A 24,020-nucleotide genomic window follows, 5' to 3' on the forward strand; every position below is an offset into this window, starting at 1 on the left:
GAGCGCGGTTAATCTGAAACTATTGCGGTAGCTGGTTTTAGGGCTGCTTCGCAGCCCAACGGGGATAAATCCCCTCGCCACAAAAGCTCCGTCGCCACAGGTTTTGCGTGGCGGCTGCTTACTTGGAAACAGGCCAAAACCGCTCGCCACCCCCCGGTGCATCCGTCCACGCCTGCAACGAGCGGGTCGGCAAGTCGAAATAATCCCGGGTACGCGCATACCCATGCCCACCCATCCGCCCGATCGCATCGAGTCCCAGTTGATCGATGTACAGGGTTTTCGGGTCAATCAGTTCGTCTCGCACATGGGCCATCAGCACTTCGCCGAAGATGATCTCCCGAGACTGCCCGATGGACAGCGCCATCATTCGTCGGCACTCCAGTGCCACGGGCGCCTCGCCGATGCGAGGGCATTTCACGGTGGTTCCGGGAATGGCCGTGAGGCCGGCGGCGGTCAGTTCGTCGAAGCCGGGGGCAAAGGGCACGGCGCAGACGTTCATGGCTTCCACCAGCGCATCGCTGACAATATTGACGGTGAATTCCTGATTGAGCTGGATATTGCGGGTGGTGTCCTTGGGGCTTTGGTCGCCGTAGTTTTCCACGCCCAGTGCGAGGATCGGCGGGTCGGCCGACAGCGCATTGAAGAAGCTGAACGGTGCGGCGTTGATTCGTCCTTCGCCATCAATCGTGGTGACCAGGGCGATAGGGCGAGGCACCACGCTGCCGATCAGAATCTTGTATTTGTCCCGCGCACTCAGGGTGCTGAAGTCGAAGCTTTGCATGGGCAGAAATCTCTAGAGAAGGGGATCCATTGCGCTCAGCGGCGCGTGTGCGCTGTAGTCGTCGGCGAACGGGATGGCCGGTTTGAACAGGGTTTTCCAGTCCGGTTGGCCAAACGCCCGATCGCTGTGGCTGCGCATCAGTGTTTCGAATTGTCGTTGGGCCTGGCGTTGCAGGTCGGGGTAGTCGATGCCTTGAACCTGACCGTCCTGCATCACGCAGCGGCCATCAATGAAGCTGGCGATGCAGTCGTCACCGCGCCCGGCCAGCACCAGGTTTTTCAGCGGATCGAACAGCGGCCCCAAATGCAGGCCGCGAAGACTGAACACCGTGATGTCGGCCTTGCACCCCGGCGCCAGTCGGCCGAGATCATCACGCCCCAGCGCCTTGGCCCCGCCGAGGGTGGCTGCGTTGTACATATCCAGCGTGCTGGTCAGCGAACCACCGCCCTCCATCAAACGAGCGATGTTCAACCCCTGACGCATGTTCTCCAGCACATCCGCCGGCCAGGTGTCAGTGCCCAGCGCAAAGTTGATGCCCTTGGCCCGATAGCGCCCGAACGAGTTCAGTGCCTCGCCGTCCCGGGCAAACACCACCGGGCAATGCACCAGGCTCGCGCCGCCATGCACCACCCGTTGCAGGTCTTCATCACCATGGGTGTAGATGCCGTGGGGCAGCAGGCTGCGCGGCGTCAGCAGACCCAACTGCTCCAGCCACGCCAGCGGCGAAACACCGCGCAACTGCTCAACCATCGCCACTTCGCCAAGGCCCTGACAGCAATGCAAACGCATCGGCGCTTTCAGCTCATGGCTCAGCGCGGCGGTGCGATGCAGCAGCGCCGGGGTGCAGGTCTGGACGCGATCCGGCAGCAGCGCGCCACGAATCAGACCGTCATGTGAACTGTCAAAATCCTCGAAAAACCGCACCGCCGCGTCGAGCCCGGCCATGCCCCGTGCTTCATCCCAGTGATGCCCAAGGCTTCCATCGGCGCGCCAGTAACTCATGCCGCTCATGTAGCAGGGGCCAAGGTAAGTCCGCAGTCCAAGCTCGGCTGCCACACCGGCCACCGCAGCAAATTCGTCGTAGGTCTCGGCCCACTCGCGGTAGTACATCGAGGTGATCGGCATGGCGGTGGTGATGCCATTTCGGATCAACTGCGTGAAGGCGTAGCGGTACTTGAAGACTTCTTCATCCGCGGTGTAACTCTCCCGTGGACCGGCGGCCAGATAGTCTTCGGACCACATCCGGCCCATGTCGCGCTCATCGCCGTTGTCCAGCGTCAGCACCGTGGAATCGAGGTCGCCGAGTGCATCCAGGTCGATGAAACCGGGGCCGATCAGCGCGTTGCCGTAATCGATCCACTGATCCACCGGGCCCGGGTAATCACGCCCGACAAACACAATCCGCGAGCCTTCGAACACCACTTCGCCGTCGCGCCACAGCACATGCTGCGTGCCGTCGAAACCGACCACGCAGCTGCTTTTCAGGCCAATGCGCTTCACAAACGGCTTTCCAGCAGTCGGCCGCCGGAGGCAATCAGCTCGCCGCGCCGGTAAACCTGGCGCACGGGCCGCGAAACCACCGCTTCACCCAGCGTCTGCACCGGCATCAGCAGGAAGTCCGCCGGTTGACCGGTCTCCACGCCAAAATCTTCACAGCCCAGCGCCAGCGCGCCATTCACGGTCGCCGCTGCAAACGCCGCCGCGAGTTCCTCGTCCTTGTTCAGGTCGAAACGAAACGCCAGCAGCATCGCCCGTTCCAGCATGTCGCCGTTGCCCATGGGTGACCAGGCGTCACGAATACCGTCCGAACCCAGGCACACATTCACCCCGGCCTCGCGCAATGCCAGGAACGGTGGCACCGCGCAATCGGCGGGTGCCGAACTCATCAACGAAATCCCCAGCGCCGCCAGTCGTTCGGCCACCGGTTTGACCTGGCTCCACGGCAGCATTCCGAGGCAATACGCATGGCTGATCATTACCCGTCCATGACGCCCGTAATGCTCGGTGTAATCGGCGATCAGCGCGATTTGCCAAAGCCCCAGTTCACCTTTGTCGTGCAGGTGAATGTCGACACCACGGTCGAATTCGCTGGCCAGTTTGAACACGAAATCGAGCTGGGCGACGGGGTCGTTGTCGATGCCGCAGGGGTCGAGGCCTCCGACGTTTTCCACGCCCAGGGCCATGGCTTCGCGCATCAGTCCGGCGGTGCCGGGACGGCTGATCAGACCGGTTTGCGGGAACACCACCAGTTGCAGGTCGATCAGGTCGCTGTAGCGTTCGCGCAGTTGTTGCATGGCTTCGACATGGCGCAAACCGAAGTCCGGGTCGATGTCGACGTGGCAACGCATGATCAGGGAGCCGCGAGCGATGCAGTTTTCCAGCAGGGCGCCGGCGCGTTCGGCGATGGGACTCTTCACGTCACGCAGCACGCGGCGCTCGTTGGTGATGTAATCCTTGAGCGTCGCCCCGGCGCTGTTCGGGCGCCAGGGTTGGCCCCAGAGGGTTTTGTCGAGGTGGACGTGGCTTTCCACCAGGGCCGGGGTGAGCAGTTGGTTCTGGCCGTCGATGTCGGTGGCGGTCAGGGCCGCGGACGATGCCGGGCGGCGCTGTTTGAACAGGCCGTTTTCGATCAGCAGGTCTTCGGCAGTGGAGCCGTAGGGGCGCACGTTGCGCAGCCAGCGGGGTTGGGTCATTTCAAACCTCTGATTCTGTGTTGTGTGTCAGGGCCTCATCGCTGGCAGGCCAGCTCCCACATTGGATCTGCGGCGTTCACAAAACGCCTGTGGGAGCTGGCCTGCCAGCGATGGCCGCGACTCGGTGTTAAGTCAGCCCTTGAGCTTCGACCAGATTCGGTCCTGCAGCGCCCGCGCCTTGTTGCTGCACTCTTTCTCGGGGCGCAGGCGCGAGGCGAACTCGTCGGGCATGTTGATCGCATCCATGACCCGCCATTTGGCGTCGATCAGCTTGTCGCTCTGAATGCCGTTGTCATAGGCGATGGCGTTGGACACGGCGGCGGCGTTTTCCGGTTTCATCATCCAGTCGATGAAGATCTTCGCGTTGCCGGGGTGCGGGGCGCTTTTGGGCACGGCGAAGTTGTCCTGGAACATCGCCAGGCCTTCCTTCGGATACACATATTTGATCGTGCTCTTCTGCAAAGTGGCGCGGGCGGTGGAGCCGTTCCAGTTCTGCATCATGATCACTTCGCCGGAGGCCATGCGGTCGACGGTGTTGTCCGAGCTGTACATCTTCAGGAACGGCTTCTGCTTTTGCAGCAGCTCCAGAATGCGCTTGGCGTCCTGCGGGTTTTCGCTGCACTCGTCGACGTTCAGGTAGTGGCTGGCGGCATTGATCACGCTGCTGGACGTATCGAGGGCGGCGAGTTGCCCCTGCAGTTCCTTGCGCGGTTCGAAGAACTCTTTCCACGAGTCATCGAGTTTGCCGCCGGGCACGCGTGCGCTGTCATAGGAAAACCCGGTGGTGCCCCACAGGTACGGCGCCGAGAACTTGCGGCCAGGGTCGAAGCTCGGGTCGCGAAACGCTGGTTTGACGTGCTTGAAATTGGGCAGGGTCGATGCGTCGATTTCCAGCAGCAGGTCCTGATTGATCAGGGTGCGCATGATCGACTGCGACGGCACGATCACGTCATACGCCGCGCCGCCGGCCTGCAACTTGGCGAGCAGGGTTTCGTTGCTGTCGTAGCCGTCCATGGTGACCTTGATGCCGGTCTCCTTTTCGAACTTGGCCAGCAAGTCCACGGGGTAGTAATCGGTCCAATTGTAGAAGAACAGTTCCTTGGGCTCGGCGGCCTGAACGCTGAACGCATTGAAGCAACTGAGGGCCAGACCGGCGACGGCGTAATGCATGCTTTTTGTTTTCATAAAAGAACGCTCCAGGATTATTGGTTTTTGCCGCGCTGTCCCAGCCAGAAGGCCAGCACCACCAGCACGATGGAAATCACCAGCATCAGGGTCGAGATCGCGTTGATCTCCGGCGTCACGCCGGCCTTGATCGCCGAGAAGATGTACACCGGTAACGTCGTCGAACCGGGACCGGCCACAAAGAAAGTCATGATGAAATCGTCGAGGCTGACCACGAACGCCAGTACCGAACCGGACAACACCGCCGGCCACAACAACGGCAACGTCACCCGGCGGAACACCTGCCACGGGTTGGCGTACAAATCGTTCGCCGCTTCCAGCAGGCTTTTGTCCAGGTCATTCAACCGCGCGCGGATCGGCAGGTAAGCGAAGGGAATGCAGAAGCCGATGTGCGCGATGATCACCGTCAGCAAACCGAGCTTGATCCCCAGCGCCATGAACAGCAGCAACGTGGCCACGGCGGTGACGATCTCCGGCAGGATCAGCGGCAGGTTGATCCCGCCCTCGACCATTTTCTGCCCGTAGAACGGCCGGTAAGTCGCCAGCGCCGCGAGCAGCGCAATGGCCGTGGCGCAAACCGTGGCAATGCTGGCGACGATGATCGAGTTCAGCGCGGCGGTCTGGATCGACGGGTTGGCCAGAATCCGCCCGTACCAGGCGAATGAAAACTCGGTCCATACCGTCGCCGAGCGATTGGCGTTGAAGCTATAAGCAATCAACACCAGGATCGGCACGTACAGATACGCCAGGATCAGCAGGCTGACTTCGCGGGTCAGCGGCAGTTTTTTCAGGTGCAGGGCGATCATGCGGTGGCTCCCCGACGAAGCGTTTTGGCGGCGCTGCGGCTATAAAGGGCGTACAGCACCAGGGACAGCAGCAGAATCCCCAGCAACAGGAACGACAGCGAACTGCCCAGCGGCCAGTTGCGGGCGGTGCCGAACTGTTGCTGGATCAGGTTGCCGATCATCAGCGTCTTGCCGCCGCCGAGAATCGCCGGGGTGATGAAGGCGCCGAGGCTCGGCACGAACACCAGCAACGCACCGGCAATCACGCCGGGCATCGACAGCGGCAGGATGATCCGCTTCAGTGCGTGCCAGCGATTGGCGCCGAGGTCGTAGGCGGCTTCCACCAGACGCCAGTCGAGTTTTTCCAGGGTCGAGTAGATCGGCAGAATCATGAACGGCAGGAAGCTGTAAACCAGCCCGACGCTGACGGCGAAGTCGTTGTAGAGCAGGGTGATGCCGCCCGCCTGCGGGAACAGCGCGTTGAGGCTCTGGGCAACCCAGCCGTGTTCGCGCAGGATGATCAGCCACGCGTAGTTGCGGATCAGCAGGTTGGTCCAGAACGGAATGGTGATCAGCAGGACCATGAGGTTGCGCCGGCGCGGGGTCAGGCTCGACATCCACAACGCCACCGGAAAGCCGAACAGGAAGCACAGCAACGTCGTGCCGCCGGCCTGGAACACCGAGCGCAACAACGCCTGGGCGTAGACCCAGTTCGGTTCCAGTTCACCGTCGAAACCTTCCTGGAAAAACAGCTGCACGTAGCTATGCAATTGCCAGTCGGCCTGCCAGTCGACACCGCCATACACGTTGCGCGGCAGCAGGCTGATGTAGCCCATGATGCCCAGCGGAATGGCGATCAGCGCGAGCAAGGTCAACACCACGGGGCTGAGCAACAGCGCCCGGTTGAGAGCGGGAGAAGTGCTGCTGACGCTCATCTCAGGCCTCCATCAACAGGCAGGCGTGGGGTGGGAGGTTGACCGCGATGCGATCACCGACCACCCGGCCGCGGTTCAGGCCTTCGTTGTTTTCGCGCAGCATGACCTTGATGTCGTTGTTCAAGCGGCATTGGTAGAGGGTCGCGGTGCCGACATACAACACCGCTTCGATCACGCCGCGCAGGTGATGCGGTTGTTCCGGTTCAACCAGTTGCGAACGCTCCGGGCGGAACGCCAGTTGCACGTTGCTGCCGTCGAAGCCCTGGTCCGGGCAGGGGATTTCCACCGGCATGCCGCTGGGCACGAAAAGTTTTTCGTTCTGCAGGCCGCGCTTGAGGTGGCCGGGCAGGAAATTGATGTCGCCGATGAACTGCGCGACGAACTGATGCTGCGGCCGTTCGTAGATATCGTTGGGCGTGCCGATCTGCAGGATCTTGCCGGCGGACATCACGGCAATGCGATCGGACAAGGTCAGGGCTTCTTCCTGATCGTGGGTGACGAAAATGAAGGTGATCCCGGCTTCCTTCTGCACGCGCTTGAGCTCGACCTGCATCTCTTTACGCAGCTTGAGGTCCAGCGCCGACAGGGGTTCATCCAGCAACAGCACTTTGGGCTTCGGCGCCAACGCCCGGGCCAGGGCCACGCGTTGTTGCTGACCGCCGGACAATTCGGCGGGTTTGCGCCTGGCCAGGTGTTGCATCTGCACCAGCGCCAGCATCTCATCGACGCGCTGAGGAATAACCTTGTGATCCAGGCCCTGCATCTCGAGGCCGAAGGCGATATTCTGCGCGACAGTCATATGCGGAAACAGTGCGTAACTCTGGAAGACGGTGTTGACCCGGCGCTTGAACGGCGGCAAATCATTGACCGGCTCGCCCGCGAGACGAATGTCGCCCTCGCTGACGTGTTCGAAACCGGCGATGGTGCGCAGCAAGGTGGTTTTGCCGCAGCCGGAAGGACCGAGCAGGGTGAAGAATTCGTTGTCGGCAATGTCGACTGAAACGTTGTCGAGGGCGGGAGCCAGCCCCGGATCGTCGGAATACCGCTTGGAAACGTTACGCACTTCGATGGCGATTGGTTGACCCATAATGGTGCAATCCTCTAATTATTGTATGCAATATCTGGATGCAATCTACAAATAACCGGATTAATCTGCTCGTGCAACCCCCTTTTTCAAAGGCTGCTCATTCGCCTGGGGCCGGTTGTTTAGCGCTAAGGGAGTGTTCGAATGACCGACAAAAAACTCGAGACCACGGTTGACCGCGTCTACCAAGGGGTTTACGAGGCGATCAGCAAACGTTCGTTGCGTCCCGGCATGAAGCTCGGCGAGGCGTCGCTGGCCGAACTTTTCAATGTCAGCCGCACGTCGGTTCGTGCCGCGCTCAAGCAACTGGAAGCGGACGGCCTGGTCACCACCGAGCCCAACAAAGGTGCGTCGGTGTCGCTGCCCAGCGACGAAGAGATTCGTTCGTTGTTCGAAACGCGGCGCTTGATAGAGATCGGCATCGTCAGCGAACTCTGTCGCCGGCGTGATACCGCGGTGACCCAGGACCTGCGTGATCACCTGCTGCTGGAGGATGAAGCACACCGCAGTGGCGACCACGAACGGTTGATTCATCTACTCGGCGAATTCCACATCAAACTCGCGCGAAGCCTGAACAACCCGGTGTTGCTGGACTGGTTCCAGAAGCTGATTTCCCGCGCCTCGCTGTACGCCGCCGCGCTGGATGACGACAGCCACGAGGCCTGTCGCGACGATGAGCACCTGCGCCTGATCGAGTACATCGAGGCCGGCAACCAGAGCGCTGCGATCGAACTGACCTGCATGCATTTGAATGGCATCGAGAAGGCGATCCTCGACGTCGCCGCCACCTTGAAAACTGGCTACCATCCGCTCAAGCACCTGATCGAGGTGTAGCCACCCATCTTGAATCTGACGCTCCCACAGGGATCTGTAGCTGCCACGGATTGCCGCAAGAATCAGCTAATCTCTATGAAACCATTGGCAGCCGCGATGCTCGAAACAAACGGGCGCCAATCACAGGACTCAGAATCAGTCGATGCAGTTTCTAGACGATAGCCACGGGTGTGCCGGATGGGACGGCGAAATGGCCGGACGCATCCGCGCGTTCGACTGGAGCGTGACCGAGCTGGGGAGTATCGACACCTGGCCCGCCAGTCTGTGCAGCTCGGTGCAACTGCTACTCGCCTCGCCACTGCCGATGGTGATGCTGTGGGGCCGCCCCGGCTACATGATCTATAACGATGCGTACTCGTCGTTCGCCGGTGGCCGACATCCTTATCTGTTGGGCGCTCCGGTGGAATTGGGCTGGCCGGAAGTCGCCGAGTTCAACCGGCATGTGGTCGATACCTGCCTGGCCGGCGGGACCTTGTCCTATCACAACAAAGAGCTGGTGCTGTTGCGCGACGGCGTCCCCGAAGACGTCTGGCTGGATCTCTATTACAGCCCGGTGGCCAATGACGAGGGAACGCCGGCCGGTGTCATGGCGATGGTGGTCGACACCACTGACCATGTGATTTCCGAGCGCCGCCGCCAGGAAGCCGAAGATGCCTACCGCGCCGACAATGAGCGAGTGCGCCTGGCGTTGAATGCCGGTGCCTTGCTCGGCTCGTTCGTCTGGGACATCAAGGGCAATCTGCTCTCCGGCGATGAACGCTTTGCCCGGACCTTTTCCTATCCGGCCGGGCACAACCTCGGCGACTTGCCAACGGACTTTGCTGAAGCGCGGATTCACCCCGATGACCGCAGCTGGGTCAACGAGCAGGTCAATAAATCCGTGACCACCGGCGAGCCCTTCAACGCCGAATATCGTGTAGTGCGCCCCGACGGCAGTTATCTGTGGGTGCAAGCCAGTGGTTGCTGCGAGTTCGATGAGCAAGGCGAACCATTCCGCTTTCCCGGGGTGTTGATCGACATCCACGAACGCAAGACCGCCGAAGAATCCCTGCTCAAGTTCACCCGAAACCTGGAGCAGCGCATCGCTGATGAAGTCGGAGCGCGGATGGCGGCAGAAGAGCAGCTACGCCAGTCACAGAAACTCGAAGCTATCGGCGGACTTACGGGGGGCGTGGCCCATGACTTCAATAACCTGCTGCAGGTGATCGCCGGCAACCTGCACTTGCTGGCACGGCATGAGCCGGACAATGCCAACGTGCAGCGCCGGGTCAGCGCATCGATTGCGGCGGTGGAGCGTGGCTCGAAGCTGTCCTCGCAATTGCTCGCGTTCGCCCGCCGACAGCCGCTGTCGCCAGCGGTGTGCGACCCACGGCAAATCTTCGAAGGCCTCGGCGAGCTGTTACAACGGGCATTGGGCGAAACCATCCAGATAGATGTGCGCCTGCCCCGAGCGTCCTGGTACATCAACGTCGATCGCAATCAACTGGAAAACGCGATTCTCAATCTGGCCATCAATGCCCGCGATGCCATGCAGGGTGAAGGGACCATCGAACTGAGCGCCGAGAACGTCGCACTCGACCGCCAGTTCTGCGCAGGCAAGGGGATTTCGGCGGGCGATTATGTCCGTGTCGCCGTGGCCGATACGGGCGCCGGCATGTCGCTGCAAGTGCTCGCGCAAGCATTCGAACCGTTTTTCACCACCAAGGCCGATGGCCAGGGCACGGGGTTGGGGCTGAGCATGGTGTTCGGTTTCGTCAAACAGAGTGGCGGGCACATCGAGATGTCCAGCGTCGAGGGGCAGGGCACTCGGGTGCAGCTGTATTTCCCGCGAAGCCTGCGGCCTCTGCTCAGTGATACGGTGCACCATGACACCCCGCAACGCGGCGGCCACGAAACCATCCTGGTGGTCGAGGACAATGAAGCGGTGCGCAGCTCGGCAGTGGAGTTGTTGCGTGAAGAAGGCTATCAAGTCCTGACGGCTGCCAACGGCGATGCCGCCATGCAGATGTTGCTGGACGGCCTGGCGGTGGAGCTGATCTTCACCGATGTGGTCATGCCCGGGCTGATCAAAAGTTCGGATCTGGCGGCCTGGGCCAAAGTGCAGACGCCACCGGTGGCCGTGCTGTTCACGTCCGGTCACACCCGTGACATTATTTCGCGCAATCACCAACTCAGCCCCGACACGTATTTGCTGAGCAAACCCTATAGCCCCGAGGCATTGACCCGGATGGTCCGCACGGTCCTCAATGGCTAACCCCGGAACCTGCAGGTGCTGCCGAAGGCTGCGATCTTTCGATCTTAGACGTCGCGCCAAAGAAAAATAAAAAGATCGCAGCCTTCGGCAGCTTCTACATTCTGAATCGCGTCCATCCGCTCGCAAACAACATTCAAGGCACCCCATGACCTCCAAGCGCACCTCCAATCCTCCTTCCGGCATGGTCAGAGTGCGCGGCGCCCGTGAACACAACCTCAAGAACGTCGACGTCGATATCCCGCGTGATGCGCTGGTGGTGTTCACCGGCGTATCCGGCTCCGGGAAGTCGTCCCTGGCCTTTTCGACCCTGTACGCCGAAGCGCAGCGGCGCTATTTCGAGTCCGTGGCGCCGTATGCGCGGCGCCTGATCGATCAGGTCGGTGTGCCGGACGTCGACTCCATCGAAGGCCTGCCACCCGCGGTCGCCTTGCAACAACAGCGGGGCACGCCGAGCACGCGGTCTTCGGTGGGCAGCGTGACCACGTTGTCGAGCCTGATCCGCATGCTGTACTCCCGCGCCGGCAGTTATCCGCCGGGGCAGCCGATGCTGTACGCCGAAGACTTTTCGCCCAACACACCCCAAGGCGCTTGCCCGGAATGTCATGGTTTGGGGCGGGTGTATGAAGTCACCGAAGCCCTGATGGTCCCGGACCCGAGCCTGACCATTCGCCAGCGCGCGGTCGCTTCCTGGCCCACGGCGTGGCAGGGGCAGAACCTGCGGGATATCCTCGTGACCATGGGCTACGACGTCGACAAACCCTGGCGCGACCTGCCGAAAAAGCAGCGCGACTGGATTCTCTTCACCGAAGAAACCCCGACCGTTCCCGTGTATGCCGGGCTCACACCCGAAGAAACCCGAGTCGCCCTCAAGCGCAACATGGAGCCGAGTTACCAGGGCACCTTCACCGGTGCCCGGCGCTACATCCTGCACACCTTCAGTCATTCGCAAAGTGCGCTGATGAAGAAGCGTGTCTCGCAATTCATGCTCGGCAGCCCGTGCCCGGTGTGCGACGGCAAACGGCTCAAACGCGAGGCGTTGTCGGTGACGTTCGCCGGTTACGACATCGGCGAGTTGTCGCAAATGCCGTTGCTGCAAGTGGCTGAAGTGTTGAAGCCGGTGGCGGCGCACAGTTACCTCGAACAGGCCGATGAGGCGGGCGAGGTCTTGACCCACGACCAGACCCGCGAAGCCCGTGAGCAGCGAGTGGCCCACGGCGCCAGTGGCCACGCCAACGCGCCGGATGTGCGCCACACGCCCAACCTGTCGGTGGAAAAACGCCTGGCCGCGCAGCGTATCGCTCAGGATCTGCTGGAGCGGGTCAGCACGCTGACCGATCTGGGGCTCGGTTACCTGGCGCTGGAGCGCAGCACGCCGACGCTGTCGTCCGGTGAGTTGCAACGCTTGCGCCTGGCGACACAACTGGGCTCGCAGCTGTTCGGGGTGATTTACGTGCTGGACGAACCGTCGGCCGGTTTGCACCCGGCGGATGGCGAAGCGCTGTTCGAAGCCTTGCAGCGCCTGAAAGCCGCGGGCAATACCTTGTTTGTGGTCGAGCATGACCTGGAAACCATGCGCCGCGCCGACTGGCTGATCGATGTGGGCCCGGCGGCGGGGGAGCATGGCGGTCGTATCCTGTACAGCGGGCCGCCGCAGGGGCTGGTCGACGTGACGAACTCGCAGACGCGCGCGTACCTGTTCGCCGATCAGGTCCGTCAGCCGCAAACCAGCCGCAAGCCGACCGATTGGCTACGGCTGGAAGGCATCACCCGCAACAACCTGAGTAATCTCAGCGTCGAGTTTCCGCTGGGCTGCTTCACTTCGGTGACCGGCGTTTCGGGGTCCGGTAAATCAAGCCTGGTCAGCCAGGCACTGCTGGAACTGGTGGGCGCACATCTCGGGCGTGGCGCGAGTGACAGCGAACCCGAGGAACTGAGCCTGGAAGACGATGCACCGCAAGTCAGTGGCGGCCAGGTCAGTGCAGGGCTGGAATCGATCAAGCGTCTGGTGCAAGTCGATCAGAAACCCATCGGCCGCACGCCGCGCTCCAACCTGGCGACCTACACCGGGCTGTTCGACAATGTACGCAAGCTGTACGCCGCGACAGCCGAGGCGCAGGCCAAAGGCTATGACGCCGGCCAGTTCTCCTTCAACGTCGCCAAGGGCCGCTGCCCGACCTGCGAAGGCGAGGGTTTTGTCAGCGTTGAGTTGCTGTTCATGCCCAGCGTCTACGCGCCATGTCCGACTTGCCACGGTGCACGCTACAACCCCGAAACGCTGGCGATTACCTGGCAGGGGTTGAACATTGCCCAGGTGTTGCAGTTGACGGTGGACGAAGCGGTCGAGGTGTTTGTTGAGCAACCGGGCATCCGTCGCTCGCTGGAAGTGCTGCGGGATATCGGTCTGGGTTATCTGCGTCTAGGGCAGCCGGCGACCGAGTTGTCCGGCGGCGAGGCCCAACGGATCAAACTGGCTACCGAACTGCAACGCAACCAGCGCGGCGCAACCCTGTATGTGCTTGATGAGCCCACCACCGGGTTGCATCCGCGGGACGTCGATCGCTTGCTCGAACAACTGAATACGCTGGTGACGGCGGGGCACACGGTGATTGTCGTCGAACATGAAATGCGCGTGGTGGCTCAGAGTGACTGGGTGATCGACATCGGACCGGGGGCAGGGGATCAGGGTGGCAGGATTGTCGTGGCAGGGACGCCGCAGAAAGTCGCCAAGAGCAAAAAAAGCCGGACGGCGCCGTTTTTGGCTCGGTTGCTTGGGGGTGCTTGAGAGATGGGGTGCCTTTGCCGGCCTCATCGCGGGCAATCGGATCGCCGCCCGCCGCTCCAACTTGCCCGCGATGGCGGTCTATCAGGCGCAGTCGAGGGTGCGACGAACCTTGTCCAGCAATTCGCTGATCTGGAACGGTTTGATCAGCATGTCCATGCCATCGCCGAGGAACACCTGGCGATTGAGGGCGTTTTCCGCGTAGCCGGTCATGAACAGGATCGGCAACCCTTCGCGCCAGCCACGGGCGACATCCGCCAGTTCCCGGCCGTTCATGCGCGGCAGGCCCACGTCCGTCAGCATCAGATTGATGGAAGGGTCGTTTTGCAGGCGTTCCAGTGCACCTTCGATATCGCCGACCTGTGTGCAGCGATAACCGGCATCCACCAGCACTTCGGTCACGAACATGCGCACCGCCGGCATGTCTTCGACAATCAACACATGCTCACCCGAGCCTTGCGGGTCCACGACTGAAGGTTCTTCTTCAACGGTGCCCGGATCAGCCGAGGCAGGCAGCATGATGGTGACTTCGGTGCCGCGTCGCGCCACGCTGCGGATGTGCGCGTCGCCCCCGGATTGCCGGGCGAAACCATAAATACTCGACAGCCCCAGCCCGGTGCCTTGGCCCAGTGGCTTGGTGGTGAAAAACGGGTCGAACACCTTATCGATTACGCTGTGTTCGATGCCGGTCCCGTCGTCGCGCACCGACAGCGCGACATACGCCCCGTCCGCCAGTTTCAGGTCCCCGTGGGAGTACGCCGCGTAGGTGCTGACCCAGATATTGCCGCCTTGGGGCAGCGCATCGCGGGCGTTGATCACCAGATTCAGCACCGCACTTTCCAGTTGAATCGGATCGACCAGCGCAATCGCGGCTTTGGAGGTCAGTTCGAGTTTCAGCGCGATGTGTTCGCCGATGGTGCGCATCAGCAATTCTTCCAGCGAACGGATGTGTTCGTTGATGTCCACCGGCCGTGTATCGAGCGGTTGCTGGCGGGCAAAGGCCAGCAGGCGATGAGTCAGCGAAGCGGCACTGGTGGCCGAGTTCAGCGCCGCTTCGGTGTAAAACCGGACCTTGTCGGTGCGCCCGTCGGCGACGCGTTTCTGGATCAGCTCCAGGCTGGTGATGATGCCGGTCAGCAAGTTATTGAAGTCATGGGCGATGCCACCGGTGAGCTTGCCCAGCGCATCCATCTTCTGCACTTGCAGCAACTGTGCTTCGGTACGCACCCGTTCGGCGATTTCATGTTCCAGCTGCGACGTCGCATCATCCAGCCGGGCCAGATGCGAACGTTCGCGGTGGCGATGTTCGGTGACGTCCTCGACGAACACCAGGCTCAGCTCCGGCGTGCGATAGGGCGAGATCTGCCACTCGGTTTCCCGCAGCTCACCTTCGAAGCGCATGTTCAGCGTGCCTTTCCAGCGCTCGCCAGCGGCCAGGCGCAAGCGCAGCTCGTCGAGGATAAGCTCCTGCTGGTCGGCGAAGCACTCACGCAGGGCGTCCGGGTTGCGATTGTCCTGGATCAGCCGGGCGAACGCATGATTGCATTCGTGCACCTTGAACTGTGCGTCCAGCACGGCGATGGGCGCCGAGACGTTGACGAAAATGTCGCGAAAACGTGCTTCGCTTTCACGCAGGGCGTTTTCCGTATCACGGACCCGCAGCAGCGTGCGCAAGGTCGCGAGCAACACGTCCGGGTCTATGGGGTGGATCAGGTAGGCGTCGGCACCGGCGTCCAGACCGGTAATGATATCCCCGGTCTGGATGGACGCGGCGGACACGTGGATCACCGGGAGCAGTGCGGTGGCGGCTTCGGAGCGTAGTTTGCGCACGATGTCGAAACCGCTCATGTCCGGCAGGTTGACGTCGAGGATCAGCGCGTCGATGAACTCGCTGTCGATCAGGGCGAGCCCGTCGCCACCCGTACCCGCTTCGAGCACGACATAGCCATGTCGCTCCAGACGTCGACGCAGGGCGTAGCGCGTGGCAACGTTGTCATCGACGATCAGCAGTCGGATATCACGTTTCATCGGCGGGCTCCATGGCGATGGCCAGCGGGATGATGACAAAGAAGGTCGAACCGACCCCCGGTGTACTCTCGACCCCGACCTCACCACCCAGCAGTGCAGCGAAGCGCTTGCACAAGGACAGACCCAGGCCAGTCCCGCGCAAGCGTTTTTGCAAGGGTGAGTCGACCTGGGAGAAGTCCTCGAACAATGCGCCATGCAGCTCCGCAGCGATACCTATTCCGGTATCCGTCACCGCGAAGCGTACCTGGTCGCTGCCCTCCAGCTGCGCCGAGACGCGGATTTCGCCGCGTGTGGTGAACTTCAACGAGTTGGAAATGAAGTTGCGCAGAATCTGCGCGAGCTTCTTGTCGTCGGTATAAAGCCTTGGCAGTCCAACGGGTTCTTCGAAAATCAGGTCCACGGCGCTGGCATCGACAATCGGGCGGAACATGCCGCGCAGCGCGGCGAACAGGTCGAACATGTCGAACCAGGCCGGCGATATGGTGATGCGCCCGGCTTCGATTTTCGCCAGGTCCAGCAGGTCGTCGACCATGTCGCTAAGCTCGCGTGCGGCGTTACTGACGAACGCCACCTGCTTGTGCTGTTCCACGCTCAACGGTCCGTCGAGTTCATCGGTCAACAGGCTGGCAATGCTCAGGATCGAGCCCAGCGGCGTGCGGAACTCATGGCTCATGTACGACAGGAATCGGCTTTTCAGGTCAGAGGCCTGGCGCAACTGTTCAGCCTGGGTGTCGAGTTCGGCGTACAGCGCCAGAACCCCCTGATTGGTCTCGTCCAACTCTTCGCGCAGGGCATTGGCTTCGCCCTGCAATTGCGCGATCAGCGCGGCCTGTTCGTCGATCTGACTCAGGGGTGTCTCAGCCATGGGCTGTCTCCAGAGCAATGACCAATACCGTGACATCGTCCCGTCCACGGCAGAAATCGCGGTGCAGAATGGCCGCGATCACAGCGGGATGGCGGTGCACCAGGCCGGGGTAATCCTGCAGGTTCCAGCGGGACTGCAGACCGTCGCTGTACATGATCAGCAAATGTCCGTTCACGTGGGCATAGTCAAAGGGTTGCGCTTTGCGGTATTGCCCACCGACGATGCCGGGGTGGGAGGCCATACCGCGGGATTTGTCCGGGGCGATCAGGCAGGCGCCGATGTTGCCGATACCGACGAATCTCAGCGCGTTGGCCTCGCCATCGAACTGAGCGATGGCCAACGCGCCGCCACGGGTGCCGGTCATGGCGCTATGGATGTCTTCAAGCAGCAGCAGCGGCGAAGCGAACGGCGACTGGGCGAAGGCTTTTTCGCCGGCGCGGGCGGCACGTTCGGCTTCCTCGCCATGCCCCAGACCGTCGATCACCAGCGCACTGATGCGCGGGCCGTCGAAGGCCAGGTGCCAGACGTCACCGCAGGCCGGATCGCCGTGCAGCGAATGTTGGCTGACGCCCATGCGTCGGTCCGGCGCCTTGTCGCTGCGCGAGTAAAACCGCGTCAACAGCACGGCCCCGCGCGCATCGGCAAATGCGTCGAACACATCGGCCTGGCGCGACACCGCGCCAAGGCCGATGCCCTGGGTACCGTGGGTGGAAAATCCGTCGGCCAGGCACGCCTGCAAATCAAAGCCCTTGGCGCGGTCGATGGCGAGCATTTCGATCCCTGCACCTGACATTCGTGGCACCACCCTCAGGTGTAGCTCGCCTCGGGTGGCGTGCTTGAGAATGTTGCTGGCAAGCTCCGTGGCCACCAGCGCCACTCGTCCGGCATCCGTGGCGTCAAAGCCGTTTTTTTCCGCGAGTTGCTGAGCGCTGCGGCGTGCGTGACCGATCTGGCTGCTGTCTTCGATGATTAATACCTGCGTCATCGAACCGCCGATATTCATGTCCATCGGGTGATCGTTATGCGAGTGCCTTTGCCGGGCGCGGTGTCGAGTTCGAACTCTTCCACCAGCCGCTTGGCACCGGTCAGGCCCAGGCCCAGGCCGCTGCCGGAGGTCCAGCCATCAGTCATTGCCAGCTTGATGTCGGGGATGCCCGGCCCTTCGTCGCGAAAGACCAGGCGCAAACCGGTGCGCGCGTTTTCGTCGAGGATTTGCCAGTCCATGTCACCGCCACCACCATACACCATGGTGTTGCGCGCCAGCTCGCTGACGGCGGTCACCAGTTTGGTCAGGTCGATCAGGCGCATGCCGCATTCGGTGGCCAGCTTGCGCGCCAACTGTCGGGCCAGCACGACGTCTTGTTCAATGTTGATCGGATGAGTGCCGCTGCTGCGCACGGTCATTGCTCGCGTACCCGATCCTGAAGCAGTTTCATTCCGCGCTCGACATTCAACGCGGTGCAGACGCCAGGCAATGTAAGGCCGAGCTCCACCAGGGTGATGGCCACGGCAGGTTGCATGCCGACCAGTACGGTCTGGGCATCCATGATTTTCGATAGCCCGGAAATGGTGCCGATCATCCGGCCGATGAACGAGTCGACCATGTCCAGCGCAGAAATATCGATCAACACGCCCCGGGCGGATGTCCGGCTGATGCGTTCGGACAAATCATCCTGAAGCGTCAGGGCCAACTGGTCGTGCATGTCGACCTGGATGGTCACCAGCAGGAAGTTGCCCATCTGCAAAATCGGAATACGCTCCATCGGCTCAATCTGCCTTGCTGACGGTGATGCCCAGTCGGGTCAGGGCCAGTTTCAGCGCATCTGCCAGGTTGGCTTTGGTGACCACGCCTTGCAGGTCCAGCCCCAGGTGCACGATGGTCTGGGCGATCTGTGGGCGCACGCCGCTGATGATGCAATCGGCACCCATCAGGCGAATGGCGGTCACGGTTTTGAGCAAGTGCTGGGCGACCAGGGTGTCGACGGTCGGCACGCCAGTGATGTCGATAATGGCGATTTCCGACCCGGTGTCGACGATGCGCTGTAACAGCGATTCCATCACAACCTGGGTGCGTTGCGAGTCGAGGGTGCCGATCATCGGCAGCGCCAGTACGCCGTCCCAGAGCTTGACCACCGGGGTCGATAATTCAAGCAGTTCTTCTTGCTGGCGCTTGATCACTGCTTCGCGGGATTTCTGGAACGTGCGGATGGTGTGCATGCCCAGCGCGTCGAGCAGTTCGGAGACTTCCCAAAGCTGTTCGGCCAACAGGGCCGGATTGTCCTGGTAATGATTTTGCAACAGTGCAAACAGAGGGCCTTTCAGCGCAAAGATGAAACTGGCGGTCTGCTGCGAGTCCTGGCCGAGCAGGGCGCGGCTATGGGAGAGCTTTTCCAGAAACTGGCGAATCTCGTCCCAGCCAGGCGCTGCTACATTCTGGCTGTTGCCGTTTTCAAGGCCAGCGACGATCAACTGCAGAAATTCCGAAGTCTGCTGCTTCATATCCTGTTCTTTGATATTGCGTGTGGCACCACTGGTCTCAAGGCTGTTAGCCCAATCGGCAAGCAGTTGGGCCTGATTTGTTTTCATCGCATTGAGTGTGGTGGTTTGCAGTGCTGCCATGTGCCTTGACTCCCTGGAAGTGTGCGCCGATTCCTCAAAAAACGACCGGTGCAAGTCAGTGACATTTCTCGTATGAAATAGTTGTCTTCCCCCGCTGGATATTTTCATCCAGTGCACCGATGGAACGATGCCTGACGTAAAGCTTCGAATTTACAAGGCCGGTGTTTCAGCCGCGCATTGCCAGTGATGAACGAGGTGCATATGACCGATCAACGTGAGCTTGAGGAAAACGCTACAACCGCCGAACCGGAAAGTGCCGATAAAGCGGTTGACCAGAAGAATCGTCACACCGACAACGACAATGAGTTCAGCCCGGGCTTCAAGCCGCATCCGGATCGCCCGAAACCTGGCGAGGAGACGGACGCCGACATCGATACCGACGGCGGCTAGTACCGGCTACTGGCGCAAAAAAAGACCGCCTCCATGGATCATGGAGGCGGTCTTTTTATTTGCTGCGCGTTATTTGCTCGGATGGGCAGCTTGCAGTTTTTTCGCCGCATCCAGGTGCTTTTCCAGGCCCGGCAACATTTTCTGTGCGAAAGCTTTCAGTTCCGTGGCGCCTTTGACTTTGTCGTCGGTCACGGTGTTGGCTTCTTTCTTGAACAGTTCGATGGTGTCTTCGTGCGCCTTGACCTGATTGTTGGCGTACGCGGCGTCGAACGATTCGTCACGCATATCAAGAATCTTTTCCTTGGCCTGCTTCACCAGTGTCGTGGTGTCAGGCACCTCGATGTCGTGTTTCTTCGCGATGGTCGCCAGTTCATCGTTCGCCTTGGAATGATCGGTGATCATCATGTTGGCGAATTCCTTGACGTCGGCCGAGGCGCTTTTTTCCAGGGCGAGCCGGCTGGTTTCGATCTCGGCGATACCGCCGGCGGCGGCCTTGTCGACGAAATCGTTTGAAGTGGCCGCGAACGCCGCGCCCATGCTGGTGCTCAAGGCTACGGCCAAAGTGAGGTGGCGCAGGTTGAATCCGTCCATTGGTTTTCTCCACACAGGTTTTCATGGGCGATCAGGTGATCGTTAATCTGTGGAGGCCGACGGGCGGGAAAAGGTTTAATCGGCCTTACAAAAGGACGACGAACGGACACCGCTGGTCTGATAGGCGGTCGACAGAACGCGCCAACCGAGGCCATTCTGATAGTTGGTGAGCGCAATCGATCGCGTTTGCCACCGATCAACAAACGGAGGTGTTCCATGCCGGTGCCACACGACCTTTATGCGGATTTGAAACTGTCAAAGGAAGATGTCCAGCAAAAACGCACCAAGGATCCGTTACTGGATTCACTGATCAACAAGTATTCGCAGGCGGACGCCGAGGTGGTAAAGGCTGAAACCGCCCAATCGGATGCGCCCAGTGATGAGGCTCTGAAGAAGCTCAAGGAGAAGCGCTTGCAGTTCAAGGACAAGATCGTCCAACAACTTCAGGCACCGTCCTGACGTGTCGCTTCAGCCACCGACGACCGGTGGCTGAAAAATTGGAACGGTGATAAATCCCGGCACCTCGAATGATCAGAGTCCGACTTTACGGCTCCATGCGAGGTGCCCAATGAATGACCCAAAATTCCCGAGCGAAGAGCAGGGCGGCTACGACCCCATCCCCACCCGTCCCGAGCCCTTGAGCCCCGGGCGCACCACCGTCAACCCTGAAGATGAACCGGGTATCGACGAACTGCCGAACAACGAAGGCGCCATCCCCATGGATCAGGACGACGGCACCGACCTCGACCCGGAACGCGTGCGTGAAGAAACCGATAATGCGGTGCGCGATGGCGAGATGGATCCGCGTTGATTTGACCTGACACCTGTCCTGTGGGAGCGGGCAAACCCGCTTCCACAGGTTTACTGCAAGGCCTTGCTCAACGGCAACCGCACCATATGTCTGGCCTTCAACGACCCGAAATACAGCCACTCCCCATACTCACGCACCGTGGTGATCGGCGAGTAGTTGTCGCGGCTGCCGTCCTGCAGATTGGCAATCACCTTGCCCTCGACATCCAGCCCCAAGGCAAACCCGCGTTTCTCTACCGGTTTGGGCAGGACGGTCATCGCCCGCACGATCATCTTGCGCACGAAGGGATATGCTGCCGTGGCGTCGAGCAGTGCGTTGCGCGGGGCATACAGTGCCACCCAGAAACGGTCCCTGCCATTGAATGCGAGGTTGTCCGGCAGGCCTGGCAGGTTGTCGATAAACAGGTCGTGGGTGCCGGCCTTCGGACCGCTGAGCCAGTATCGACTGATGCGATAGGCGCCGGTTTCGTTGACCAGCACAAACGCCTCGTCCGGTCCCAGGGTCACGCCGTTGGCAAACTCCAGTTTGTCCAGCAGGACTGCCGTTTTGCCGGTCTGGAAGTCATAGCGCAGCAAGCGACCATCGCCGCCGTGCTCGATGATCGCCTCGCCGTCGTGGCCGTATCCGAAGCGGCTGGAAGCATCACTGAAATAGGCGTAGTGCCCGGACTTGTCGATGACCACGTCGTCGGTGAACCCGAAGTCCACGCCATTCGCTGCGGTGGACAGGGCGATCAACCGCCCCTGGGCATCCAGCGACAGCAAGCCCTTGATCCCGTCAGCGATTACCAGCAAACCATTGGGGTGACGGGCCAGGCCCAACGGCCGGCCGCCGGTGTCGGCCAGCACTTTGGTGACCTTGCCGTCGAGGCTGGTGCGAATCAGCCGACCGTCATGCAGGCCGGTAATGAGCACGTTGTCCTCCAGCAGCAAGGCTTCCGGCCCATCGATATCCTCGGCGCCCACACGCTCCACGCCTTTGAGACGTTGATTGTCGGCGTACGGCCCACTGGTGAGAGACGGCGCCGGTGGCGGCGTCCAGGCCACGGGTTGCACTTTGGTCGGCATCAGCAGCAGGAACGCTGCAATGACCACGATCACCAGCAACACGACACGGCGAAACGCGACGGTTCGACTCACACCGTGACTCCTGCCGGGGCCAGGTGCTTGCGGGCCATTTCGCGCAAGGCCAGCATCGAGGCGGCCGATTCATGATCGATGCGCCGCTTCAGCAATAGACGGTTGGCGATGCGCATTCCAAGGCCGCTGAACTGGTATTCCAGAGTGCGGACAAAACGGGTGCCGTCGCCCTCGGCCTCGCATTCGTAAGTCACTACCAACGACAAGCCATGATCGCCCTGGGCGCGAGCGCTCCAGCGACGACCGGGCAAATACTCGTTCACCGCCCAGCTCAAATGGCCCTCGCGCCCGCCGGCCCGGATGTCTTCTTCGAAGCGTGACCCTGCATGCAGCGGCCCGCCCTGGCCCTTGACCTTGAGCGACGACGGGTGCCACTCCGGCCAACGGGTCACGGTGCTGGCGTAGGCGAGTACGTCAATCGGGTTGCCGGCGATAGTGATCTGATGCTGCATACGGGTCATGGGCGTTCTCGTCGGGTGCAGGTGCGTGGGTTCGGGCTCCCAATACAGGGTGCCGAACAGGTAGTCCGTCAGTGGAAAAACGATGTTGAAGTTGCGTTCCTGCATCAACTCCCGACGGTGATGCAGTTCGTGCAGGCGGCGCATCTGGCGGATCCATGGCCAGCGTGTCACCGGGTTTGAGGGCGGCAGGTGCTCGCAGGCGTGGAACACTTCATAGGTCAGGTAACCGAGGACCAGGCAGCCGCCGACCAGCCCGGCAACGTTGGTATCGAACTGCTCCAGCAGCCACCAGACGGGCAGGGTGATGACGAGCGTATGCACCACGATCAGCCAGGCTGGAAACAGGATCACCCGCCAGTCGCGGGCGCTGTCATACGTCATGTGTCCGGGAGCGAAGAAGCTGTGATGATCACCGGCATGGCGGGCATAGAACATCCGTGCGAAGCTTTTCTTGTGATGCCCGAGGTGACGATGCACGGCGTACACGCCGAAGTTGAAGAACAACAACGTCAGTGGCACGGCGAGCCATTCCAGCGGCAGCACCTGATGCACGGTGTTCCAGAATGCACCGATGGCCAGCAAGCCGAACAGCAGCACAAACCCGCCGTGCAGCCAGGGGTTGTAGCGTGGATGAATGTCCGCGCGATAGCGGCTGCGAAAAGCCTCGGTGGTCTGCCTCACTGCGTTCACCTGTGGTTATTGTTGTCCCAGCAGATTAGACGATCCCGCCGTTTCCGGCGGGCCAAAGCCAGGGGACACAAATGCCATGTTCCGGTGTAAAGCGGACTCAGGTCAGCGGGTTCCAGCGTTGCGACCAGTCATCGTCGGTCTGGATGACTTCGCGCAGCAGGTCGAAGGCGTGTTGCAGGGTGGCCGAGTCACGGTCGCGGGAGTAAACCAGATAGGTCGGGTAGCTGAATTCCGGAGCTTTCGGCACTTGTTCCAGCACACCGCTTTCCAGGTAACTCTGCACCACTCGAGTACGAAAGTAGCCACTGCCGCCGTTTTCCAGAATGTATTGCAAGGCCAGGGGGCCGAGGTTGAAGCTCAGCGCTGCCTTGGCTTTCTCCGGTAACGCGGCATCATGCTGCCGACGGAAGTCCTGCCCCCAGTCGATGTACACGTAGGGATCAGACTTTCCGGCCAGACGAACCAGAATCAGTTTCTCTTCCAGTATCTGCTCGACTTGCAGGCGCGGCCAATATTCGGGCTGATAGACCAGCGCCGCGTCCAGCACCCCCAGTTCCAGTTGACGCAGCAGATTTTCGCCGTCGCGGATCTCCATGCGCAGCGCGTGGCCGGGAATCTTCTCCCGCAGTTCGGCGGCCCAACTGAGCATCAACGGGTTGCACAGACTGACTTCGCCGCCGATGTGCAGTACGTCGTGGTATCCCTCAGGTAACGGCAAGTCCCGGCGCGCGGCTTCCCAGGTTTCGACCAGCTGGTTGGCGTAGACCACAAAGGCTTCGCCGTTCGGAGTCAGACGAGCACCGGCGCGGTTACGCACGAACAGCGTGCTGCCCAGCTGGTTTTCGAGTTTCTGTACACGTGCGGTGATCGCAGTCTGGGTGACGTGGAGTTTTTCCGCTGCGGCGGCGAGGCTGCCGTGGCGGACGATTTCCAGGAAGGTACGGGCGAGATCGATGTCCATGGGGAGGCCGGTGCGGGAGATTCGGGCATTGTAAACGGATACACGCGGACTCGTTTGGTGCGCGTTTGTTGGGTTTGTTGAGGGTGTACATATCCGTTACCGCAGCAACAGATATGTACACCGCCGGTGAATTCC

Annotated in this window: 23 protein-coding genes; 6 read left to right on the top strand and 17 right to left on the bottom strand. The window is 61.2% G+C overall.

Annotation, left to right across the window (positions count from 1 at the left end; translation table 11 throughout):
- Window positions 1-118: 118 nt before the first annotated feature.
- From ACM1ZW_RS22515 to ACM1ZW_RS22545, 7 genes are all read right to left on the bottom strand, one after another.
- The gene (locus ACM1ZW_RS22515) at window positions 119-781 is read right to left on the bottom strand and encodes a flavin reductase family protein (protein ID WP_414879786.1); all 663 of its coding nucleotides are present in this window, start codon (window positions 779-781) and stop codon (window positions 119-121) included.
- 12 nt (window positions 782-793) lie between these two features.
- Window positions 794-2,281: an amidohydrolase family protein gene (locus ACM1ZW_RS22520; RefSeq protein ID WP_414883606.1), complete on the bottom strand. Its 1,488-nt coding sequence runs from the start codon at window positions 2,279-2,281 to the stop codon at window positions 794-796.
- Window positions 2,278-3,474 carry an amidohydrolase family protein gene (locus tag ACM1ZW_RS22525; RefSeq protein WP_416739388.1) on the bottom strand — a complete coding sequence of 399 codons (1,197 nt, stop codon included), beginning with the start codon at window positions 3,472-3,474 and terminating at the stop codon, window positions 2,278-2,280. The genes ACM1ZW_RS22520 and ACM1ZW_RS22525 overlap by 4 nt, the downstream gene beginning before the upstream one ends.
- 132 nt (window positions 3,475-3,606) lie before the next feature.
- Window positions 3,607-4,659: an extracellular solute-binding protein gene (locus ACM1ZW_RS22530; protein WP_416739389.1), complete on the bottom strand. Its 1,053-nt coding sequence runs from the start codon at window positions 4,657-4,659 to the stop codon at window positions 3,607-3,609.
- A gap of 17 nt (window positions 4,660-4,676) precedes the next feature.
- Window positions 4,677-5,465 carry an ABC transporter permease gene (locus ACM1ZW_RS22535; protein WP_017339194.1) on the bottom strand — a complete coding sequence of 263 codons (789 nt, stop codon included), beginning with the start codon at window positions 5,463-5,465 and terminating at the stop codon, window positions 4,677-4,679.
- Window positions 5,462-6,379 (bottom strand): ABC transporter permease, encoded by a 918-nt coding sequence (locus ACM1ZW_RS22540; RefSeq protein WP_416739390.1) that lies wholly within the window; start codon window positions 6,377-6,379, stop codon window positions 5,462-5,464. Before ACM1ZW_RS22540 ends, ACM1ZW_RS22535 begins: the two co-directional genes overlap by 4 nt.
- 1 nt (window position 6,380) lies before the next feature.
- Window positions 6,381-7,466 carry an ABC transporter ATP-binding protein gene (locus tag ACM1ZW_RS22545; RefSeq protein WP_414879782.1) on the bottom strand — a complete coding sequence of 362 codons (1,086 nt, stop codon included), beginning with the start codon at window positions 7,464-7,466 and terminating at the stop codon, window positions 6,381-6,383.
- Between the two features lie 141 nt (window positions 7,467-7,607).
- Here ACM1ZW_RS22545 and ACM1ZW_RS22550 point away from each other — a divergent pair, with 141 nt between their 5' ends.
- The 3 genes from ACM1ZW_RS22550 to uvrA all read left to right on the top strand — a co-directional run bounded on the left by ACM1ZW_RS22550 (window position 7,608) and on the right by uvrA (window position 13,333).
- Complete coding sequence (locus ACM1ZW_RS22550; RefSeq protein ID WP_010460977.1) at window positions 7,608-8,297, top strand: GntR family transcriptional regulator; 690 nt, start codon at window positions 7,608-7,610, stop codon at window positions 8,295-8,297.
- A 142-nt stretch (window positions 8,298-8,439) separates the two neighbouring features.
- Window positions 8,440-10,551, top strand: coding sequence for an ATP-binding protein (locus tag ACM1ZW_RS22555; RefSeq protein WP_416739391.1), 2,112 nt, complete (start codon window positions 8,440-8,442; stop codon window positions 10,549-10,551).
- Between the two features lie 145 nt (window positions 10,552-10,696).
- Window positions 10,697-13,333, top strand: a complete 2,637-nt coding sequence (gene uvrA, locus ACM1ZW_RS22560; RefSeq protein WP_414883611.1) for an excinuclease ABC subunit UvrA — start codon at window positions 10,697-10,699, stop codon at window positions 13,331-13,333.
- Between the two features lie 81 nt (window positions 13,334-13,414).
- Here the strand turns inward: uvrA and ACM1ZW_RS22565 are convergent, their stop codons facing one another.
- Genes ACM1ZW_RS22565 through ACM1ZW_RS22590 form a run of 6 tightly spaced genes read right to left on the bottom strand, consistent with a single transcriptional unit; the run spans window position 13,415 to window position 18,842 of the window.
- Window positions 13,415-15,358 (bottom strand): response regulator, encoded by a 1,944-nt coding sequence (locus ACM1ZW_RS22565; protein ID WP_414879779.1) that lies wholly within the window; start codon window positions 15,356-15,358, stop codon window positions 13,415-13,417.
- On the bottom strand, window positions 15,348-16,223 hold the full coding sequence (locus tag ACM1ZW_RS22570; RefSeq protein ID WP_414879778.1) for a sensor histidine kinase: 876 nt from the start codon (window positions 16,221-16,223) through the stop codon (window positions 15,348-15,350). The genes ACM1ZW_RS22565 and ACM1ZW_RS22570 overlap by 11 nt, the downstream gene beginning before the upstream one ends.
- Window positions 16,216-17,226, bottom strand: coding sequence for an ATP-binding protein (locus tag ACM1ZW_RS22575; protein ID WP_414879868.1), 1,011 nt, complete (start codon window positions 17,224-17,226; stop codon window positions 16,216-16,218). Before ACM1ZW_RS22575 ends, ACM1ZW_RS22570 begins: the two co-directional genes overlap by 8 nt.
- Window positions 17,223-17,627, bottom strand: coding sequence for an anti-sigma regulatory factor (locus ACM1ZW_RS22580; protein WP_253428672.1), 405 nt, complete (start codon window positions 17,625-17,627; stop codon window positions 17,223-17,225). Before ACM1ZW_RS22580 ends, ACM1ZW_RS22575 begins: the two co-directional genes overlap by 4 nt.
- A complete protein-coding gene (locus tag ACM1ZW_RS22585) occupies window positions 17,624-17,986 on the bottom strand; it encodes an STAS domain-containing protein (RefSeq protein ID WP_253428671.1) in 363 nt (120 codons plus the stop codon). The genes ACM1ZW_RS22580 and ACM1ZW_RS22585 overlap by 4 nt, the downstream gene beginning before the upstream one ends.
- 4 nt (window positions 17,987-17,990) lie before the next feature.
- The gene (locus ACM1ZW_RS22590; protein WP_416739392.1) at window positions 17,991-18,842 is read right to left on the bottom strand and encodes an STAS domain-containing protein; all 852 of its coding nucleotides are present in this window, start codon (window positions 18,840-18,842) and stop codon (window positions 17,991-17,993) included.
- A 201-nt stretch (window positions 18,843-19,043) separates the two neighbouring features.
- Between ACM1ZW_RS22590 and ACM1ZW_RS22595 the strand changes: the two genes are divergently transcribed.
- On the top strand, window positions 19,044-19,232 hold the full coding sequence (locus ACM1ZW_RS22595) for a hypothetical protein (RefSeq protein WP_017339189.1): 189 nt from the start codon (window positions 19,044-19,046) through the stop codon (window positions 19,230-19,232).
- Window positions 19,233-19,301: 69 nt separating this feature from the next.
- Here the strand turns inward: ACM1ZW_RS22595 and ACM1ZW_RS22600 are convergent, their stop codons facing one another.
- A complete protein-coding gene (locus ACM1ZW_RS22600) occupies window positions 19,302-19,823 on the bottom strand; it encodes a DUF4142 domain-containing protein (RefSeq protein WP_017339188.1) in 522 nt (173 codons plus the stop codon).
- Window positions 19,824-20,039: 216 nt separating this feature from the next.
- Here ACM1ZW_RS22600 and ACM1ZW_RS22605 point away from each other — a divergent pair, with 216 nt between their 5' ends.
- Window positions 20,040-20,282, top strand: a complete 243-nt coding sequence (locus ACM1ZW_RS22605; protein ID WP_017339187.1) for a DUF465 domain-containing protein — start codon at window positions 20,040-20,042, stop codon at window positions 20,280-20,282.
- Window positions 20,283-20,391: 109 nt separating this feature from the next.
- Complete coding sequence (locus ACM1ZW_RS22610; RefSeq protein WP_414879775.1) at window positions 20,392-20,634, top strand: hypothetical protein; 243 nt, start codon at window positions 20,392-20,394, stop codon at window positions 20,632-20,634.
- Window positions 20,635-20,684: 50 nt separating this feature from the next.
- Here ACM1ZW_RS22610 and ACM1ZW_RS22615 read toward each other — a convergent pair whose 3' ends face one another.
- The 3 genes from ACM1ZW_RS22615 to ACM1ZW_RS22625 all read right to left on the bottom strand — a co-directional run bounded on the left by ACM1ZW_RS22615 (window position 20,685) and on the right by ACM1ZW_RS22625 (window position 23,885).
- The gene (locus ACM1ZW_RS22615; RefSeq protein WP_017339185.1) at window positions 20,685-21,773 is read right to left on the bottom strand and encodes an SMP-30/gluconolactonase/LRE family protein; all 1,089 of its coding nucleotides are present in this window, start codon (window positions 21,771-21,773) and stop codon (window positions 20,685-20,687) included.
- Window positions 21,770-22,915: a sterol desaturase/SRPBCC family protein gene (locus ACM1ZW_RS22620; protein ID WP_416739393.1), complete on the bottom strand. Its 1,146-nt coding sequence runs from the start codon at window positions 22,913-22,915 to the stop codon at window positions 21,770-21,772. Before ACM1ZW_RS22620 ends, ACM1ZW_RS22615 begins: the two co-directional genes overlap by 4 nt.
- A gap of 106 nt (window positions 22,916-23,021) precedes the next feature.
- Complete coding sequence (locus ACM1ZW_RS22625) at window positions 23,022-23,885, bottom strand: LysR family transcriptional regulator (protein ID WP_017339183.1); 864 nt, start codon at window positions 23,883-23,885, stop codon at window positions 23,022-23,024.
- Window positions 23,886-24,020 lie beyond the last annotated feature (135 nt).

The sequence above is a fragment of the Pseudomonas sp. NFX71 genome (assembly GCF_048079215.1).
GTDB classification, from domain to species: domain Bacteria; phylum Pseudomonadota; class Gammaproteobacteria; order Pseudomonadales; family Pseudomonadaceae; genus Aquipseudomonas; species Aquipseudomonas fluorescens_B.

What these genes read in the sequence shown, in the direction of transcription:
- ACM1ZW_RS22515 (WP_414879786.1), bottom strand. Translation starts at nt 781, where the DNA reads ATGCAAAGCTTCGACTTCAGCACCCTGAGTGCGCGGGACAAATACAAG.
- ACM1ZW_RS22525 (WP_416739388.1), bottom strand. Translation starts at nt 3,474, where the DNA reads ATGACCCAACCCCGCTGGCTGCGCAACGTGCGCCCCTACGGCTCCACT.
- ACM1ZW_RS22530 (WP_416739389.1), bottom strand. Translation starts at nt 4,659, where the DNA reads ATGAAAACAAAAAGCATGCATTACGCCGTCGCCGGTCTGGCCCTCAGT.
- ACM1ZW_RS22535 (WP_017339194.1), bottom strand. Translation starts at nt 5,465, where the DNA reads ATGATCGCCCTGCACCTGAAAAAACTGCCGCTGACCCGCGAAGTCAGC.
- ACM1ZW_RS22540 (WP_416739390.1), bottom strand. Translation starts at nt 6,379, where the DNA reads ATGAGCGTCAGCAGCACTTCTCCCGCTCTCAACCGGGCGCTGTTGCTC.
- ACM1ZW_RS22545 (WP_414879782.1), bottom strand. Translation starts at nt 7,466, where the DNA reads ATGGGTCAACCAATCGCCATCGAAGTGCGTAACGTTTCCAAGCGGTAT.
- ACM1ZW_RS22550 (WP_010460977.1), top strand. Translation starts at nt 7,608, where the DNA reads ATGACCGACAAAAAACTCGAGACCACGGTTGACCGCGTCTACCAAGGG.
- ACM1ZW_RS22555 (WP_416739391.1), top strand. Translation starts at nt 8,440, where the DNA reads ATGCAGTTTCTAGACGATAGCCACGGGTGTGCCGGATGGGACGGCGAA.
- uvrA (WP_414883611.1), top strand. Translation starts at nt 10,697, where the DNA reads ATGACCTCCAAGCGCACCTCCAATCCTCCTTCCGGCATGGTCAGAGTG.
- ACM1ZW_RS22565 (WP_414879779.1), bottom strand. Translation starts at nt 15,358, where the DNA reads ATGAAACGTGATATCCGACTGCTGATCGTCGATGACAACGTTGCCACG.
- ACM1ZW_RS22570 (WP_414879778.1), bottom strand. Translation starts at nt 16,223, where the DNA reads ATGGCTGAGACACCCCTGAGTCAGATCGACGAACAGGCCGCGCTGATC.
- ACM1ZW_RS22575 (WP_414879868.1), bottom strand. Translation starts at nt 17,226, where the DNA reads ATGAATATCGGCGGTTCGATGACGCAGGTATTAATCATCGAAGACAGC.
- ACM1ZW_RS22580 (WP_253428672.1), bottom strand. Translation starts at nt 17,627, where the DNA reads ATGACCGTGCGCAGCAGCGGCACTCATCCGATCAACATTGAACAAGAC.
- ACM1ZW_RS22585 (WP_253428671.1), bottom strand. Translation starts at nt 17,986, where the DNA reads ATGGAGCGTATTCCGATTTTGCAGATGGGCAACTTCCTGCTGGTGACC.
- ACM1ZW_RS22590 (WP_416739392.1), bottom strand. Translation starts at nt 18,842, where the DNA reads ATGGCAGCACTGCAAACCACCACACTCAATGCGATGAAAACAAATCAG.
- ACM1ZW_RS22595 (WP_017339189.1), top strand. Translation starts at nt 19,044, where the DNA reads ATGACCGATCAACGTGAGCTTGAGGAAAACGCTACAACCGCCGAACCG.
- ACM1ZW_RS22600 (WP_017339188.1), bottom strand. Translation starts at nt 19,823, where the DNA reads ATGGACGGATTCAACCTGCGCCACCTCACTTTGGCCGTAGCCTTGAGC.
- ACM1ZW_RS22605 (WP_017339187.1), top strand. Translation starts at nt 20,040, where the DNA reads ATGCCGGTGCCACACGACCTTTATGCGGATTTGAAACTGTCAAAGGAA.
- ACM1ZW_RS22610 (WP_414879775.1), top strand. Translation starts at nt 20,392, where the DNA reads ATGAATGACCCAAAATTCCCGAGCGAAGAGCAGGGCGGCTACGACCCC.
- ACM1ZW_RS22625 (WP_017339183.1), bottom strand. Translation starts at nt 23,885, where the DNA reads ATGGACATCGATCTCGCCCGTACCTTCCTGGAAATCGTCCGCCACGGC.